This window comes from Vibrio sp. ABH4_348 (genome assembly GCF_056159765.1).
The window spans coordinates 1,223,859-1,241,127 of sequence record NZ_JBSWVW010000001.1 but is presented as its reverse complement, the minus strand read 5'-3'; the positions used below and the strand labels follow the sequence as shown (position 1 = coordinate 1,241,127).

Below are 17,269 nucleotides of genomic sequence, written 5' to 3'. Positions count from 1 at the left end.
TATGTCTGAAGAACTCATATCCCTAGATGACGCTATTGAAACTGCCTATGACATCTTTTTGGAGTTGGCTGAAGGTAACCTAGAAACTGTAGATCTAATGCTATTCACTGCACAATTTGATGACAGAGGTGCCGCAGAATTAGTCGAAGTTGCAGATGATTGGGAGCAACAAGCCGGTCAACCGATCGACAAAACACGTTTTGCTGAAGTCAGAATCGGATTGGTCAACGAACAAGATGATGTTCTTGATGATGTGTTTGCCAGAGTATTGATTAGCCGAGTCGCTGAAGACAAAACCTGCCACATCATGTGGAAGCGGGACTAGTTTTTTATAAGCGAGCATTTCAAGCTCGCTTTTTTTAGCCAACACTAAAGAGTCTAGTTCAGCCCCTATGTACCGGCTGCTGTCAGTTAACTGATATAAAATACCAAAACGCTAAACAAACAAACCCTGCACACTCAATGTACAGGGTTTGAATTTTTGTTGAAATCAGACTGTATTATTTGTCGACTTCAATTTGCTCTACACGCGCTTTAAGCTTTTGACCTGGTCTAAAGGTCACTACGCGTCGAGCGGAAATCGGAATATCTTCACCCGTTTTAGGGTTGCGTCCAGGGCGTTCATTTTTATCACGAAGATCAAAATTTCCGAACCCAGATAATTTTACCTGCTCGCCATTTTCAAGAGCTTTACGAATTTCTTCAAAAAAGGCTTCAACCGTTTCTTTGGCATCACGTTTGCTGTAACCAAGTTTCTCGAACAGGTTTTCTGCCAAATCGGCCTTTGTGAGCGCCATAAAACTTCCCTCAAAGCTGTGTTAAACATAGGTGAGGCTTCAAAACCCTCTACCTTTTCGCCAGCCAATCAACGACATATCGGCATTTACACAAAAGTGTATGCCAAGCTTCTGATTATCGCCAACTTTTTTATGTTAACTATCGGCAAAATCTCGGTGAAACAACAAGATACGTAACGGATTATTCACTATCATCCATCTAGCTTCGGTTAACTTTAAAACGCTATTCGGTATAAATCACTAGTATTGGGAGCTGAACTAGTTTATTAGTCTGTTTGCGGTCGAGATCAAAAAAAGTGTTAAAAAACTATGACTTGCACTTAACCTAAAGACAAAAGCACACGACAAAATGAAGCAAAATGCATAAAAAAAGCGACCCATGGTGAGTCGCTATTCATTCTGGTTATGAGTTTAGAATCAAATCATAGGAAGTGAAACGTCGCATTGAGCATTAGTGTTGAAATGTCTTCTTCTTTCATCGAAAAAGTCATATAGCTCGCGCCCACCGATATTGGCCCCATCAAGAAATATTCAGCACCAACACCGTAAACCGTATCAACTTCATCTTCTTTAAAGGTTTTTGATTTATTGGTCATTTCGTAAGAATGCAAACCTGCTTTGGCGTATATATGCAGCGGACCAAAGTCTAGACTCGGTTTGATAGCCAAATACATAGAATCAGCTTCAAGCGTAATTGAGCTGTTTGCGCCATAAGCGACATTTTCGAAGTCACCGTGGTTTTGGTAACCGGCTTCAACACCTATAAACGGCAAGATTCCTGTTCCTGCATGAATACCAAAGCTAGAAGAATCTTTGTTGTTCAGGTCTGCTTGTCCTACGTTAACGCCTCCGTAAATCCATGAATCCGCATTTGCGAATGAGGAAACGCCCATTAAAACAAGTGCAAGTAGTGTCTTTTTCATCATTGCTTTCCTATTTGGTTCTGCTAGAAGCATAGCAGGCTTTTTGCGCAACAAACCTGTTGTTGCAAATACTGTGGTTATTATTAAGCAAAAATCGCACCGCCATTTAGCAGGCTTCAATCGCATTTAAAACACGCTTATCTGAAACTGGGTACGGTGTCCCTAATTGCTGAGCAAAATAACTCACTCTAAGCTCTTGAATCATCCAGCGAATTTCTTTCACGTTCTCAGGAACAGCCATGCCCTTTGGAATCTTGTTAAGCAGCTCCTGATAGCGGTTAGTCACTGATTCGACTTTCAACATATGTAAACGATCTTTATTCGGGTCGATCGGTAATTTTTCCATTCGACGTTCTATCGCTTTCAAGTATCGGTGAATGTCGGCCAACTTTTGCCACCCACATTCAGTGGCAAAACCGCGATAGATCAGACCTTCCATCTGCGCCTTAATATCAGAAAGGGCAAATGCCATAGTGAAGTCAATTTTGCCTTTGAGTTTCTTCTGAATATTGAAAGACGTGGTCAGTATTGCTTCAACTTGTTTAGCAATCTCAACCACGGTATCACCCAGCTCGGCGCGAATATGCTCTTTTAGAGCTTCAAATTTGTCTGAATCCCATACTAAACCACCTTGTTCGGCGATTAGCTTGTCAACGCCACAAGCAATGCAATCATCAATCAAATCCAGCACCTTTCCATAAGGATTAAAGTACAGGCCCAGCTTAGATTTATTGGGCAAGTTGGCGTGCAAATACTTGATTGGCGAAGGAACATTGAGCAAAACTAGACGTCGTTGACCTGCCGACATCGCTTGCTGTTGCTCTTGCTCGGTTTCAAACAATTTAATCTCAACGCTGTCTTTGTTATCCACTAATGCTGGGTAAGCTTTGACTTCAAATCCACCGCGTTTTTGTTGGTAGACGTTCGGCAAAGTACCAAAACTCCACGTATGCAAACCAGATTGCTCAATGTCATCGTCAGCCACTTTTGACAAGGTTTCTTGAACTTTGTCCTTTAAGCTGTCTTTGAGTTCATAAAGGTCTTTGTGCTCTTTCAGCTTACGGTTTCGGTGGTCAACAGCTCGATAGGTGATTTTAAGGTGCTCTGGCACTTGGTCTAACTGCCAGTCTTCACGCAGGATTTCAACTCCGGTAATTCTTCGCAACTCTTTCTCGAGTGTATCGAGCAATGGCGCATCAACGGACTCGACTCGGGCCAAGACAGCATCGGCGTAGTTAGGCGCTGGTACAAAGTTGCGGCGCAGTGTTTTTGGTAACGACTTAATCAGGCTAACCAAGAGTTCCTTGCGCAAACCGGGAATTTGCCAGTCAAAACCATCTGGCTCCACTTGGTTTAATATCGGCAGCGGAATGTGGACCGTCACACCGTCGTTGTCATCACCGGGCTCAAACTGGTAGCTAAGTTTGAGTTTTAACGAGCCTTGATACCAGAAATTAGGGTAGTCCAAGTCGGTGACATGGCTTGCGTCACCTCTGAATAGCATTTCTTTTTCAAAGTTCAGCAGTTCACTGTTTTTCTGAGACGCCTTTTTCCACCAGGTATCAAAATGACGTCCGGAAACGACTTCCGTGCCCACACGCTGATCGTAAAAGTCGAACAATTCGTCGTCATCGACCAAAATGTCGCGACGGCGTGACTTATGCTCAAGCTCTTCCACTTCTTGTAACAGGCGTCGATTCTGTTTAAAGAAGGCATGTTTGGTTTCCCATTCGCCCTCAACAAGTGCACTGCGGATGAAGATCTCGCGGCTGATCGTAGCGTCAATGTTGCTGTAGTTCACCAAGCGTTTGGCAATGATCGGCATGCCGTATAGTGTGACCTTTTCATAAGCCATCACAGCCGCTCGCTTTTTCGACCAATGAGGCTCACTATAGCTTCGCTTAATGAGGTGTTTTGCTAAGGGTTCAATCCATTCAGGTTGAACCTTCGCCACTACTCTGGCCCATAACTTAGAGGTTTCCACCAGCTCAGCTGACATCACCCACTTTGGCTGTTTTTTAAAGAGACCTGATGCTGGGAAAATGTGAAAACGAGCATTGCGTGCACCTTGATATTCGTTTTTCTCTTGGTCTTTGTTACCCAAATGAGACAGTAAACCTGTCAATATCGCGCTATGCACGCCCTGATAGCTGCCCGGCTCGGTGTTAAGCTTAAAATCTAACTCTCGCATCGTCTGATGCAATTGGGTATAGACATCTTGCCATTCGCGGACACGCAGATAGTTCAGATATTCTTGTTTGCAGTATTTTCTAAACTGGTTGCCGGTTAACTCTTTTTGTTTTTTCTTTAAGTGGTCCCAAAGATTCACAAAAGTGAGGAAATCAGAATCTTCGTGATAGAAACGCCGATGTTTGTCATCAGACGATTGCTGCTTATCGGATGGCCTTTCTCTAGGGTCTTGGATAGAAAGTGCGGACGTAATAATCATCACTTCTTGCAAGCAGCCTAGCTTAGGTGCTTCTAGCACCATACGAGCCAATCTTGGGTCAATCGGTAGTTTGGCTAATTGGCGACCAGAAGACGTAAGACGTTTTCGCGGATCGCTAGCCTTATCGTTGATCGCACCGAGTTCTTCGAGCAATCTCACCCCATCTTGCACGTTGCGCTTATCCGGCGCTTCGACAAATGGAAATGCTTCAATATCGCCCAATCCTAACGCCGTCATTTGCAAAATAACGGATGCCAAATTGGTTCTTAGAATTTCAGGGTCGGTAAACTCGGGACGCGAAAGGAAATCGTCTTCCGAATACAAACGAATACAGATGCCCTCTTCAACACGACCACATCGACCTTTACGCTGATTGGCACTGGCCTGTGACACTGGCTCAATCGGTAGTCGCTGCACTTTAGTGCGATAGCTGTAGCGACTGATTCGCGCTGTACCCGGATCAATCACGTATTTAATACCCGGAACGGTTAGCGATGTTTCAGCTACGTTAGTTGCAAGCACTATTCTTCTTCCGGCATGGGGTTGGAAAATCTTATTTTGCTCACCTGCCGACAATCGAGCATAAAGCGGCACTATTTCGGTGCTTTTCAAATTGCGTTTGCTTAACGCATCCGCGGTATCGCGAATCTCTCGCTCACCGTTCATAAAGATCAAGATGTCGCCCAAGCCTTCATCGCACAACTCGTCGACAGCGTCGAAAATGCCTTCCAATTGATCTCTGTCGGAGTCATCTTCACCGCCTAACGGACGATAACGAACTTCAACCGGATAGGTACGGCCAGAGACTTCAATTATTGGTGCGTTATCAAAGTGTTTTGAAAAACGTTCCGGGTCAATGGTCGCAGAGGTAATAATAACTTTGAGGTCAGGCCGTTTTGGTAGCAGCTCTTTTAAGTAGCCGAGAATAAAATCGATATTGAGACTGCGTTCGTGCGCTTCATCGATAATGATGGTGTCATATTGATTCAGGTATCTATCGTGCTGAATCTCTGCCAGCAAGATACCGTCTGTCATTAACTTAACTTGCGTGTTATCAGAAACTTGATCGCTAAATCGCACCTTGTAGCCGACAAAGTCGCCAAGTTGAGTTTCCATCTCTTCGGCAATTCTATTGGCAACAGAACGTGCGGCCAGCCTTCGAGGTTGGGTGTGACCGATGTAACCTGCCTTACCTCTTCCTAGCTCGGCACAGATTTTTGGTAACTGCGTCGTTTTACCCGAACCCGTTTCACCCGCCACAATCACCACTTGGTTGGCGGCTATGGCCTCGGCAATATCTTGTTTTTTCTGACTGACAGGAAGAATTTCAGGGTATTCAATCTTTGGTTGATGTTGAATACGTTGCTGCAGCACACTCATCGACTGAGCAATATCAAGTGCAATTTCATCAAAAACCTTGTTTCGAGAGTCTTGGTTTTTGATTTTACTCGCCCCTTGGATTCGTTTGGACAAGCGAAACTGGTCTCTACGCATACAATCTTTAATTGCATTGCGCAATGACTGAGCGGTATTGGCTGACGCTTTAATTTCAGAATGCATATCAGACTTCGACATACTTAGAATGTAGCCTTGTTGTTGATTTTTCTAACTGCGGCGGATTGTATCACAAACTCAGGTTGCAATTAGTCATCACAAATTTGTTACTCAAAAATTAAAAATGTCAGCATTAATTCCGTTACACTTACATCAAAGCAAACGTATAGACAGGCCAACTGAGTGAAAGCTTCTGACCTTTTAGAATTTTTAGCGCTACACGAGGGTAATTCCCATTTGGAAGTCGTCACTGGTGATGAATGGCTACCAGAAAGGTTGACTGGTTGTCGAGTCGAAGACAATTTAATGTTTCTCGAATTCGACAACGCGCCGGAAGACATTCAAGGTGATGAAGAGCCACGAGGGTTTGTTAGCCACGAAGTTGAGCTAATTAAAGAGCGCTTCGAACATATGCTCGCACACAAAAACGAATTTACCGCAGATAAGTTAGTTGAGCTGTTTATGCTCACTCATGAAAGCTCGAGTTCGGATGTGATTGAAGCGATTGAGAATCTGCCTTCTAAATCCGATAAACCAGAGTGAACAACCATTTGTTGTTTCCAAAGTAATAAAAGTTTCAATTAGTCACCAATATCTGAATAATTATAACAAGATGCATGATACAAACTCCTTGCCGCTTATCTTAGCCGGCCCAATGTTACGCAAGACAACATCGAAACAGATTGTGTTTTGGTTAGCCACCAGCAAAAAACTCTTGGGTCAATGGCAACTGAATCAAAACCAATCCGTGATGGCGTCGCTAGAGCTTGCTGAGCAAACTCCAATACAGATTGGAGATCATGCCTATGTTTACACTTTAGTTTTTGATGGTGACTGGCCAATAAATCAGACTATTAGCTATGAGTTGTTGGGGGAATCACAACCCCTTTCAAAATTGTGCCCGAACGTCACATATTCAGACTCAAAAACCCCGAGTTTTACTATTACCGATCGCGCATCGGAAGTTTTTCATGGTTCTTGTCGCGCACCGCATCACCCCGGACGTGACGCATTAAGCTCGTTAGATGAATTAATAGAAAGTCGTCAGTTTCAAGACCAACCGGATCTGTTGCTGATGAGCGGTGACCAAATCTATGCCGACCATGTCGCCACGCCGCTTTTAGCTGCAATTCACCATGTGATTGCGCAGCTAAAACTGTTTGATGAATCTATGGATTTAAACGGGATAAAATCGGGGCAAAGTCTTTTCGAATCTGAACTTTGTTACACCAATCGCGCGCAACTTTTACCTAAAGCACCCAAAGCTTCCTTTAAAAAGGCGCAAGGTGCGCTAGAAGATATATTTACCGCCAACGACAAAGGTAATCACTTGATCACCTTGGCCGAATTCAACGCCATGTATTTGCTTGTGTGGTCTCCTGCGCTTTGGGAACAAATAGACTGGCATGCATTGAAACGCAAAACGCTGGATTCGAGCACCTCTCACTCCGAGCAAATTGCGCAGAGCTGGCTAAAAGACGAGCAATCGATTCAAGAATTTGCCGATGAGTTGTTTCGTTTTCGTCGGCTTACCGCCCACATTCCTACCTATATGATCTTTGATGATCATGATGTCACAGATGACTGGAACCTAACGGTTGGTTGGGAACAAGCGGCGTACCAAAACGACAGCGCCAAACAGATAATTGGCAACGCGCTAATTAGCTACGCGCTGTTCCAGGGAATTGGCAATGAGCCCAACAAGTTTCTCGATAGCTTATTCCCAACGCTAAGGTCCATCGAAACCATGTCGGCAAATCATCACCATGCTGAGGCTGTCAATCAGGTTTTGGCGTTTGAGGATTGGCACTACAGCTTAGACTTAAAGCCGAAAGTTGTGGTGTTGGATACACGAACACGTCGCTGGCGCTCGGAATCAAAAATGAATAAACCGTCCGGTTTGATGGATTGGGAATCCATGATGGAGTTCCAAAATGAATTGGTTGGTCAAGAGCAGATTATTATTGTGTCTGCCGCGCCTATGTTTGGGGTCAAATTTATTGAAGCATTGCAAAGAATCGTTACTTGGATGGGTAAGCCATTAATGGTGGACGCAGAAAACTGGATGGCTCACCCCGGAAGCGCTAATACGTTAGTTAGCATATTCACCCACAGTAAAACGCCACAGAACTTTGTCATCTTATCGGGCGATGTGCATTATTCCTTTGCGTACGACATCAAGCTAAGATTTAGAAAGTCCAGTCCATCAATCATTCAAGTCACCGCCAGTGGGTTTAAAAATCAATTCCCTAACAAGCTACTCAAGTTCTGTGACTGGATGGATACCTGGCTTTATGCACCGCGCTCGCCACTTAACTTTTTCACCAAGCGTAAACGGCTGAAAATCTCCAAGCGCAAACCCACTGTGGGAGATACCCGTCACTTGGTTAATCGAAGTGCCGTGGGTTGGCTAAAACTCTCTGAGTCAGGTAAAGCGGAGCGCATCAGTGTAATAACTGCTGATCGCGACGTCATCGATTTTAATTAGTATTTACCAAAGCCCGGTATTAGAGACTCGAATGAAATCTCGGGTCGCGACTCAGCTTTTCGCGGATTTGGTTTCGGATCTCAACCAAACTCGGGTATTGATAGAAAAAACGGGCTTTGTCATCCCTAACTCGATTTCCTAACGCGTTTTCCGCTTTAAAGACAAAGTACACGAATGACTCGGCGTAATCTTCAACTGGGTTAGTCGCGGCGTAGTCGCTAACAAATTGGTTCGAATAGCGTTGGTAAAACTGATCGATGCGCTCTTGGTCTTCCTCGGTTGCCGAGTGAGCTTCCATTAGGCTGCCGTGCCAAAACTGAAAATAAAAGGCATCTAATTGCGCACCTTTTTTCACACAGCCTTCATCAATTAAATAACCGTGGCAATTATCTAGATTGTCATAGTTTACTTGGGTCGAATTAAGTGACGCGACATGCGCAGACTCGTGAATCAAAGTATGAACGAAATCTCGGTAGTTCTCGCCATCCTGATAATCACTTGAGTCCAATGCTAGTTGCCATTGATTTAAATTCCCCTCTGTCTGACGTACAAAGCCTAGCGAATTTCCCACCCCATCATCAAAGGTACTGAACTCGGTAAGATATGGCTGTACCAATTGTGGTGGAATGATTTCCGAGAATACAGACCACATCTCCGTCGCAACTGTACTTGGAGAACCCGAAATCAGCGCTAATTGACCATCTTCAATAGCAAATAAGTTATCGATTTGTTCAGCATCACCTTCACTGTAGTGATTACCAAACTCAAAATCCAAATTCTCTAGCCGTTCAAGAAAGTCGTCGTAAGCAAGGTCAAAGTCTTCACATTCTTGATCGTTGATACATGCTACCTCGACGACGCATTGGTCCGAATCTGCATCATAGACTTCAAACACAAAACACTCGTTTTCGTCGATGGGGATCTCTTCAATTTCCGAGTCCAACCATTCAAGGACTTCTTCGATATCGAGCGCATCGTTAGCTGCTGCGTTAAATACAACAAGCCAAAGACATAAGACAGTTAGAAAAGAACTCATAATGCTGTACTTATAATTACTCATTTAAACAATCAAATTAGGTAAACTCTTCTGCTAGCCTAGGCTTTCTTGACGAATTTGGCCGTAATCATCATTTCGCCGGCGCCGTCCAATTTGCAGTCCAACTCGTGATCTTTGCCTTCCACAATTCGGCGAATTAACGCTTTAGTACCGATCTTAATTACAAGTGAAGAGCCTTTAACCTTTAAATCTTTCACAACCGTGACCTTGTCGCCTTCGCTTAGCGCCGCACCGTTAGCATCTTTCGCGACAAACTCGGGTTCCAGAATTTCATCAGGGTTCCATTCATAGGCACATTCTGGACAGATTAACTGGCTTTGGTCTTGGTAAACGTATTCAGACTGGCACTGAGGACAAGGAGGTAAAGACATAGATGATTCCGATTAAACAAACTTTGCGGCAATACTAAACCCATGCACTGCGTCGATCGAGCCTTTTCCACAACTTTTTAGTGGTATAGCAGCTCTCGCCTACTTCAGACGACTAGCAAGCATTGCTGGCTTGCGATGAAAACGCCCCGGTCAGTATTTCCACGCTCCGTATTATTGATTGCTGCACTTCAGCAACTTTCGACTTTATCTGTTCGATTTCGGCAGGTTCCTCTGGGTTGCACATTTGCTCTAACTCATACGCAAGATCAATCAGAATATGGAAACCTAAATAGCTCGCTTGCCCCTTTAGTGTATGCGCTTCTAACTTAGCATCCTCTAATTGCTCATTGTTTATGACATCCAGTATTCTGGCCGAGAACTCACTTTGTTTTGCCGAAAACTTAGTCAGCATGTTTTGATAAAAACCTTGATTGTTACTGACGTTTTTAAGCCCTTGTTTAAGGTCCACACCACTCGCCATTAAAGATTGGTAATCGAACTCTTGCGGTGTGTTTTGAGGATCATCATCGTTGATACTTGTCGCTTCAAGATTAGCGCTTTGACTATCTAAAGTTACGCTCGGCTTTTGCAAATCGCTGTCTGCTGATTGCGGATTCAGGTTATCTAAATCAACCCAATGGTGGATTTTCTTGTAGAGCATTTCAATGTCTAGAGGTTTGGCTAAATGGTCGTCCATGCCAGAATTTTTCATGCGTTCGATGTCTTCTTTGAACACATTGGCGGTTAACGCGATGATAGGTGTACCGTTTAAATTTTTGTCTTTTCGGATGATTTCGGTCGCAGTATAACCGTCCATCACCGGCATCTGACAGTCCATTAGAATCAAGTCAAAGTTTTGCTTTGAAAGAGTCTCTATCGCTTCTTGGCCATTATTTGCAGTAGTCACTCGCATTCCGACATTATCGAGCAGCTCGACCACAATTTCTTGGTTCAAATCGTTGTCTTCAACCAAAAGTACTCTTAAATTGGTCAGTGCTTTTAGTTCATTTTTGTCTAAAGGTTGGTCTTCAACTGCCTTCTCCGTCTCCAGTTGCTGCTCTTCCGATAACAAGGTAAATGGCACACAAAAATAAAACGTAGACCCATGTTCCTCAGAGCTATTGAACCCAATCTCTCCGCCCATGATGTTGACGAGATTTTTACTGATCGCCAGGCCAAGGCCGGTACCACCAAACTGGCGAGTTGTCGAAACATCTGCCTGAGAAAATGCCTTAAACAAACTGGCTTGTTTTTCTTTTGGAATCCCAACTCCGGTATCAGTCACTGAAAATCGCAATACAGCGGACAGTGCATTTGTCTCAGTTGCTTCAATGTCTAAAGTGACTGCGCCATTATCTGGCGTAAATTTAACGGCATTACTAATCAGATTAATCAGGATCTGCGATAGTCGTAATTGGTCACCGATCAAGCTAGTTGGCGTATCCGGGTATACGTTCACCACAAACTGTTGTTGTTTTTGCGCCGAACGCACCATAGATATACTGCTTACTTGATCGACGAGGTCTTGCAGATGAAAGGGCACAAGTTCGATTTCAAGTTTACCCGCCTCAATTTTTGAGAAGTCCAAAATGTCATTAAGAACGCCAAGTAAGCTTTCTGAAGAGCGTTTAATCTTGGTCAGGTAGTTTTTTAACTCGTCATTTGGCGATGACTGTAAGGCGAGATGCGATAAACCAATAATGGCATTCATAGGTGTTCTAATCTCATGAGACATATTTGCCAGAAAAGCAGACTTTGCTTGCGCAGCTGATTTTGCTTCGTGCATCGATGAAAGCAGCATTTGCTCTGAATGTTTGCGTTCGGTAATGTCGCGAATGATAGCCGTAAAGTATACCGTATCATCTATCACAGTTTCTGCTACGGCTAAGTCGATCGGGAACTGTTCACCATTTTTACGTTGCGCACTCACTTCACGCTTATTGTTCACCACCTTCTGTACGCCAGTCTCATAGTAAGTGGTGAGATAACCATCGTGGTTGCCCCGATTTGGCTCAGGCATCAACATTTTCACATTTTGAGATAGGACTTCATTTTTGTCGTAACCAAATATCCGTTCTGCTGCTGGACTAAACTCTTGAATTTCTCCACTTTTGTTAATCACTATTATCGCATCTGCAGCCGTATCGATAATGGCACGAGTCATAGCCTGGTTTTTCACCAGTTTGATTTCTTTTTTGTGTTGCTGAGTGATGTCTTGAACAACACCAATCACCTTGACCGCCACATTGCTATCGAAGACTTTTTCGCTATTCAATCTGATGTAACGAATCTCGCCATCGAAGATGATGGAATAGTCAAACGCCAATTCTCTTACATCTTTGTCTAATATCTTTTCAAACCACTGTTTGGAACTTTCTGGCAGGTATCCAATGGGGTTGAATAACATTTCAGGGGTGAGCATCGAGTGACGGCTCAATCCCAAAATGTCATACGCCTCGCTTGAGAACTCGCACTTTAGATTTTCCAAGTTGATTTCAAAGTGTCCCAAGCCCGCCATCTCTTGAGCTTGTTTGTATTTTACATTGGCTTGATAAAGTTCATTGCTTCGAACTGCAACACTTGACTCCAGATACAGCTTGTTTCGGTTGAGTTCACCAATTTGAATGTTGATGGCTTTGCGCATCCTCTCAAAGGCTTTCTCCAGCTCGACGACTTCTGAAAAACCGGCTAATGGAACATGTTTCTTGTGGTCACCCGCCGCCAGTGCAGTGGAACGAGCGACCAAAAAGCGCAGCGGTTTAGTAAGATAATGACGTAACAAGAGTATTGCTAGAATGACCAAAATGAAGCCAATGAGTAAGCTGATGGAAATCTTTTGAATCCAGATAAGGAAAAGCTGACCTTGTCCGGAGCTGTGGTCATAGTGAAGATAGATTAAGCCCCGTTTGGTAGAGCGGTACTCCCCTTGGCTTGGCAAAGCAAAACTCAGCAGAGCATCGATTTCGGATTCTTCAACATTAAAGTAGTGGCGAATACGTTTTTGTACTCTGGCCGATTCCATATCAACAACGGATAAGGTTTTCACCACATCAGTCAATATTTTCCCTGCGTCCGCATAGCGATTAGAAAGTATGATTTCACCGAATTCGTCCACAATGGCGATGCGCTCCACTTCTGGAATGGTTGCCATAATAGAAATATCATGGTGAAGCTTTTCCAACTCGCCTTTGGCTAAATCAAGCTCGGTCCGTGCTTTTATCGACAGCAACAAATAGCCAATCTGATCTAGGCTATTTTCTTTTGTCATATCTTTACTGCCCCACAGCACAGTGCCGAAACTAAGCAGTGTCGCAATCAAGAACACCATCACCAATGTAATTGGTAGCAATATGGAGATAGAACTAAGCGCGGGTATTTTTTTCACTCAATAAGCCCACTAGTTACAATAATTTTGGTTGGGTTCTGTTCCGGAATAATAGAATGATCAATCATGATCTGACTGAGCATTTGCAGTGTTTTACCAATTGGGCTTTGGCCTGTAACTTCGGCTAGCAACCTGATGTTATGCGCCCTATCTGGAATCACTAGCCCTTGTAAAGCGGACAAAAGCTCATCTGGGGTTACTCCCATTCGACGCGACATAATTTCCGCCGCTGTTTGCGGCGAAGATTCTAGAAAAAGTAATGCTTCAAATTGTGCATTGACTAATCCTTTGAGCACATCAAGATCTGACTCAAGCAAGTCAGGCTGGGTGACTAGAACATCGACGATGTTATTGGGAATATCAGAGCTATCAAATAGTACTTTATGTCCTAAATTGGTTAATAGGGTGGAGACTGGTTCGAAGGTAATCACCGCATCCATCTGTCCATCAACAAAGGCGTTGAAATGCTCGTTTATGTGGAGTGGTAAGGTCTCGATTTCTGTGATCGCTAATCCAGCATGGCTCAGCGCTTGATGCAACATAAATGCACCGAGCGCCGTTTGCTCAACGCCAACAACCTTACCTTTCAATTCACCCAGTGAGCTAATGCCATTCTGGGCAATCAAGGTATCGGCGCCGTTTGAAATATCCATGACTAAGAATATTGTGATGTCAAAGCCTTCCGAGCTCAGTGTTATTGCTTCATCCAAAGTCAGCGCAGCCACTTCAATCCGACCATTTCGGAATGCTTCCATCGTATCTGAGGCAGAAAGCAGCTCGATCATTTCTACATTTTCTGGCAAGAACCCCATTTCTCTCGCAAGATGTAAGGTTTCGTACCCCGGCCAAACATGTGTCCCAACACGAATATCCTCTTTCAGATGACATCCCGACAAAGATAGTGCAAATACCAGTGCTAGCGAGAGTTGCGTTGCTCCAAAGTGTTGCCAAGTTCGAGTCAACTTCACTAAACGTTGCATAGCAAAAGCCTTATGAACCAGTTAACTAGTTTCTGGTTTTACTATAGACCCAATTACGCATTTTTGAGTTTCCTCTGCTAAATTTGGATTAGTTCATGTCTCACGGTTTGTTCTAAAAACCACGTCATTTAGTTAGAACTTACCTTGGCTAGCGAGCGGTTCAGGCTTACAAATGGCAGAAAAATCATTACAAGAACTTAAAGTATTGATCGTCGACGACGACCCTTTTTTTCATGAGGCTATCCATCACAACCTGCAAGAGCTACAAGTCACCAACTACGTGAGTTGTCTCAGTGGGATGGAAGCAATCCAACTGGTCAAAGATGGGGTGACGTTTGATGTCATGGTTGTCGACCTAAAAATGCCAGAAATGGATGGTATCGAGCTGATACGAACCTTAGCCAACCTTCACTACCTGGGTGCGATTATCTTGTTTAGCGCTCAAGACCTAAGAGTGCTCGAAACTGCGAAAAACCTAGCATCAGTGCACAAACTCAATGTGATTGGCGCGCTTCCCAAACCAGTACACACCGAACGATTAAAACAAGAACTGGACAAGACGCTGAAGTCAAACGCGGAGAAAAAACCTACGTCAGAGTCCATCGTAACAGTTGCAGAGTTGCAACATGCTATTGCTCATGACGAAATCCAGCCATACTTTCAGCCACAAGTCAGTTTAGCATCTAAACAACTGCATGCGGTTGAAGTATTGGCTCGCTGGATTCATCCTAGAAAAGGGCCAATTCCGCCGGACAAATTTATTCCCGTCGCAGAAGACGCTGGACTTATCGATGCCCTGACTCGTCTTATATTCCGCAATGCGTTAGCCAACTTGAGTTTCTGGTATACCTTTCATCAAACGCGATTTGCAATCAGTATCAACTTGTCCAGTGACAGCCTGTGTCAAATCGATTTACCCGAACAGGTGGAAGATCTAACTCGAGTCTACCATGTGCCTTGCAGTTCAGTGGTGCTCGAAATAACTGAAAGCCGATTACTACAAAATTTAGCCACTTCGCTTGATGTACTGGTTAGGTTGAGGCTCAAAGGGTTTGGATTAAGCATTGATGATTTTGGAACCGGCTATTCGTCTTTAGACCAACTCAACAAAATCCCATTTACTGAACTCAAAGTTGACAGAGCATTTGTCCACCGCGCTTCAAAAAATTCGTCCTCGAGAGCGATCCTTGAGTCGAGTATTGAACTAGGAAGAAAATTGAAGATGCAGATCGTTGCTGAAGGCGTTGAAGAACAAGACGATTGAGACCTTCTGGCCAAACTCAACTGCGACTTTGCCCAAGGATTTTTAGTAGCGCGCCCAATGTCTGCCAATGATTTCAATTTGTGGCTAAAAGATCATCTCGACATTCACAATAAATCACTCACTGATAAGGAATAAACCATGACAAAAATTCTAATTGTTGATGACGATGAATTTGCTCAGGATTACCACATAAACGGCTTATCAGGTGAGTATGAAATCGACACTGCCAATAACGGTGAGGAAGCATTGAATAAAGTGCCTCAATTTCAGCCTGATTTGATCCTTATGGATATACAAATGCCCAAGTTGAACGGCTACGATACGGCAACCGCTCTAAGAGATAAAGGAAACCAAGTTCCTATACTTTTCCTATCGCAGCTCACATCATTGGAAGAGCGCCTAAAAGCGTATGATTCGGGTGGCAACGACTTTATCGCCAAACCTGCCGAACCTGTTGAACTTAAAAGAAAGATTCAGTCTCTATTAACCAACCCCTATATTCAACAAAGCCAAGAAGCCAAAATGGCTGCGGCACGAGCAATGTCGGAGCTTTCTTCATTGGGACATATCATTCGCTTTTTTACCAATAGCTATTTGAGCCAAGATTTTGAGCAGTTGGCCACCGCTATATTCAAAGTTACCGAAACCTTTGGCCTGCATTGCTCGCTGGTGTTTCGAAATGAAAGTAACCAAGAGTACTTTTTTGACGATGGCTTAGAGAAGGGCATCGATACTGCTTTGTTGGAATCTTTGCAGGGTGCACGCCGGATAATGGAATTTGGTAACAGCCGTGCCGCGTTCAACTGGCGCTTGTGTTCCCTCTTGGTCAAGAACATGCCTGACGATATGGCCGAATGCGGAGAAATGAAAGACTACTTAGCCTACCTAATGGATGGCGTGGAACAAGTGGCTGCAAAAATATTGCTCGAAACTAAATTGCGTCGCACCGTAAAACGTTTCTCAGAGCAAAACGAGACCATCAAATTAGGTATCGTTGACATTATTGATGATTTAGAGCGCAACCTCGAAGATTTATTTAGCGCTTTGAATGTGGATGGCGAACTGTCAGAAAGCACCGAACAAGCTCTGCTTTCCATGATTGAAAGCGCGAGAAGCCGCGCTGATGACAAGCTTGAGTCTGGACGCGGTGTCGGCGAAGAACTCAATCAATTGCTAGTTTTGTTCGAATCCGATGACCAAGAAGCGGAAACCGAAGAGGTTGAATTGTTTTAGGAGCTTTGTTTAACATGTGACGTTAGAGAATTGCTATCGCCACTTTTGCTAAGTTGTAGGCGTCGACATATCCCGAATGTTGACGTCCTTCCCAATCTATACCCAGCGCTTCTTGCGCCGCCCGATGACCAATTCGCTTGTCTTTAGAACGTTGTCCGATTCGATATAAGGTCGCAAGATTTAGAAACTCATTAAAGGGTTGCTCTATGCCTTTTGCTTGGCATTCTTGAAACAAAATGTGGTCATCGCGTCCCCAAGCCGCGTAGATTTTATTCGGCCCGCCGAAATTTTTCACCATGGACTTAACCACTTCAGCGAGTGGCCTTCCCTGCTTCTCGATTTTTCGCGGTGTAATACCGGTTAACTCCGAGCAAAACCAGGATATTTCATCATGTTCAGGGGTTACATAGTATTGAGCGCGTTTTACGATTTCACCTTTGGTTAAATCGACTTCAGCCAAGCCCACTTCGATGATCTCGCCCGTGGTACCCACACCGTTTTCATTCCAACAACACATTTCTAAATCAAAACAAACGACGCGATTGTGGTTCATGGGGTACTCATGTTACGAAAATTTAAAACACCTAAGTTTAACGTCTCATAACGACATTAGCGATAGCCATACCTATTTCTGCTTATGTTTGCCTGTTTTATCGACATTCAGACCCTATTTTGCGTGAAAACTACGCCATTTGATTCAGACTCAAAGGTACGGTGTGTTAACATCCTGCCAATTTTTTGCGTAATCTCGGCAAGCCAACCTTGCCA

Annotated in this window: 13 protein-coding genes; 5 read left to right on the top strand and 8 right to left on the bottom strand. The window is 43.9% G+C overall.

Annotation, left to right across the window (positions count from 1 at the left end; genetic code table 11):
- Position 1 precedes the first annotated feature (1 nt).
- The gene (locus ACXAFJ_RS05540) at positions 2–325 is read left to right on the top strand and encodes an HI1450 family dsDNA-mimic protein (protein WP_475321987.1); all 324 of its coding nucleotides are present in this window, start codon (positions 2–4) and stop codon (positions 323–325) included.
- Positions 326–500: 175 nt separating this feature from the next.
- Here ACXAFJ_RS05540 and ihfA read toward each other — a convergent pair whose 3' ends face one another.
- From ihfA to hrpA, 3 genes are all read right to left on the bottom strand, one after another.
- Positions 501–797: an integration host factor subunit alpha gene (gene ihfA, locus ACXAFJ_RS05535; RefSeq protein ID WP_475321986.1), complete on the bottom strand. Its 297-nt coding sequence runs from the start codon at positions 795–797 to the stop codon at positions 501–503.
- Positions 798–1,219: 422 nt separating this feature from the next.
- Complete coding sequence (locus ACXAFJ_RS05530) at positions 1,220–1,720, bottom strand: porin family protein (RefSeq protein ID WP_475321985.1); 501 nt, start codon at positions 1,718–1,720, stop codon at positions 1,220–1,222.
- Between the two features lie 106 nt (positions 1,721–1,826).
- Positions 1,827–5,744, bottom strand: coding sequence for an ATP-dependent RNA helicase HrpA (gene hrpA, locus ACXAFJ_RS05525; protein WP_475321984.1), 3,918 nt, complete (start codon positions 5,742–5,744; stop codon positions 1,827–1,829).
- A 162-nt stretch (positions 5,745–5,906) separates the two neighbouring features.
- Between hrpA and ACXAFJ_RS05520 the strand changes: the two genes are divergently transcribed.
- Positions 5,907–6,266: a VC1380 family protein gene (locus ACXAFJ_RS05520; protein WP_475321982.1), complete on the top strand. Its 360-nt coding sequence runs from the start codon at positions 5,907–5,909 to the stop codon at positions 6,264–6,266.
- Between the two features lie 70 nt (positions 6,267–6,336).
- Complete coding sequence (locus ACXAFJ_RS05515) at positions 6,337–8,211, top strand: alkaline phosphatase D family protein (protein ID WP_475321980.1); 1,875 nt, start codon at positions 6,337–6,339, stop codon at positions 8,209–8,211.
- Positions 8,212–8,230: 19 nt separating this feature from the next.
- Here ACXAFJ_RS05515 and ACXAFJ_RS05510 read toward each other — a convergent pair whose 3' ends face one another.
- From ACXAFJ_RS05510 to ACXAFJ_RS05495, 4 genes are all read right to left on the bottom strand, one after another.
- A complete protein-coding gene (locus ACXAFJ_RS05510) occupies positions 8,231–9,247 on the bottom strand; it encodes a hypothetical protein (RefSeq protein WP_475321979.1) in 1,017 nt (338 codons plus the stop codon).
- A gap of 59 nt (positions 9,248–9,306) precedes the next feature.
- Entirely contained in the window at positions 9,307–9,639 is a 333-nt protein-coding gene (locus ACXAFJ_RS05505; protein ID WP_475321978.1) for a zinc ribbon domain-containing protein YjdM, read from the bottom strand.
- Positions 9,640–9,751: 112 nt separating this feature from the next.
- Positions 9,752–13,024, bottom strand: coding sequence for a PAS domain S-box protein (locus ACXAFJ_RS05500; RefSeq protein ID WP_475321977.1), 3,273 nt, complete (start codon positions 13,022–13,024; stop codon positions 9,752–9,754).
- A complete protein-coding gene (locus ACXAFJ_RS05495; protein ID WP_475321975.1) occupies positions 13,021–14,004 on the bottom strand; it encodes an ABC transporter substrate-binding protein in 984 nt (327 codons plus the stop codon). Before ACXAFJ_RS05495 ends, ACXAFJ_RS05500 begins: the two co-directional genes overlap by 4 nt.
- A gap of 172 nt (positions 14,005–14,176) precedes the next feature.
- On the opposite strand from ACXAFJ_RS05495, the gene ACXAFJ_RS05490 reads away from it, so the two are divergent.
- Both ACXAFJ_RS05490 and ACXAFJ_RS05485 read left to right on the top strand, forming a co-directional pair.
- Positions 14,177–15,268, top strand: a complete 1,092-nt coding sequence (locus ACXAFJ_RS05490) for an EAL domain-containing response regulator (RefSeq protein ID WP_475321974.1) — start codon at positions 14,177–14,179, stop codon at positions 15,266–15,268.
- Positions 15,269–15,406: 138 nt separating this feature from the next.
- Positions 15,407–16,501, top strand: a complete 1,095-nt coding sequence (locus ACXAFJ_RS05485) for a response regulator (RefSeq protein WP_475321972.1) — start codon at positions 15,407–15,409, stop codon at positions 16,499–16,501.
- A 22-nt stretch (positions 16,502–16,523) separates the two neighbouring features.
- Here the strand turns inward: ACXAFJ_RS05485 and ACXAFJ_RS05480 are convergent, their stop codons facing one another.
- Positions 16,524–17,054 carry a 3'-5' exonuclease gene (locus tag ACXAFJ_RS05480; protein ID WP_475321971.1) on the bottom strand — a complete coding sequence of 177 codons (531 nt, stop codon included), beginning with the start codon at positions 17,052–17,054 and terminating at the stop codon, positions 16,524–16,526.
- Positions 17,055–17,269: the final 215 nt, after the last annotated feature.

Coding starts and splice junctions, on each gene's coding strand:
- ACXAFJ_RS05540 (WP_475321987.1), top strand. CDS start 2: ATGTCTGAAGAACTCATATCCCTAGATGACGCTATTGAAACTGCCTAT.
- ihfA (WP_475321986.1), bottom strand. CDS start 797: ATGGCGCTCACAAAGGCCGATTTGGCAGAAAACCTGTTCGAGAAACTT.
- ACXAFJ_RS05530 (WP_475321985.1), bottom strand. CDS start 1,720: ATGAAAAAGACACTACTTGCACTTGTTTTAATGGGCGTTTCCTCATTC.
- hrpA (WP_475321984.1), bottom strand. CDS start 5,744: ATGTCGAAGTCTGATATGCATTCTGAAATTAAAGCGTCAGCCAATACC.
- ACXAFJ_RS05515 (WP_475321980.1), top strand. CDS start 6,337: ATGCATGATACAAACTCCTTGCCGCTTATCTTAGCCGGCCCAATGTTA.
- ACXAFJ_RS05510 (WP_475321979.1), bottom strand. CDS start 9,247: ATGAGTTCTTTTCTAACTGTCTTATGTCTTTGGCTTGTTGTATTTAAC.
- ACXAFJ_RS05505 (WP_475321978.1), bottom strand. CDS start 9,639: ATGTCTTTACCTCCTTGTCCTCAGTGCCAGTCTGAATACGTTTACCAA.
- ACXAFJ_RS05495 (WP_475321975.1), bottom strand. CDS start 14,004: ATGCAACGTTTAGTGAAGTTGACTCGAACTTGGCAACACTTTGGAGCA.
- ACXAFJ_RS05490 (WP_475321974.1), top strand. CDS start 14,177: ATGGCAGAAAAATCATTACAAGAACTTAAAGTATTGATCGTCGACGAC.
- ACXAFJ_RS05485 (WP_475321972.1), top strand. CDS start 15,407: ATGACAAAAATTCTAATTGTTGATGACGATGAATTTGCTCAGGATTAC.
- ACXAFJ_RS05480 (WP_475321971.1), bottom strand. CDS start 17,054: ATGAACCACAATCGCGTCGTTTGTTTTGATTTAGAAATGTGTTGTTGG.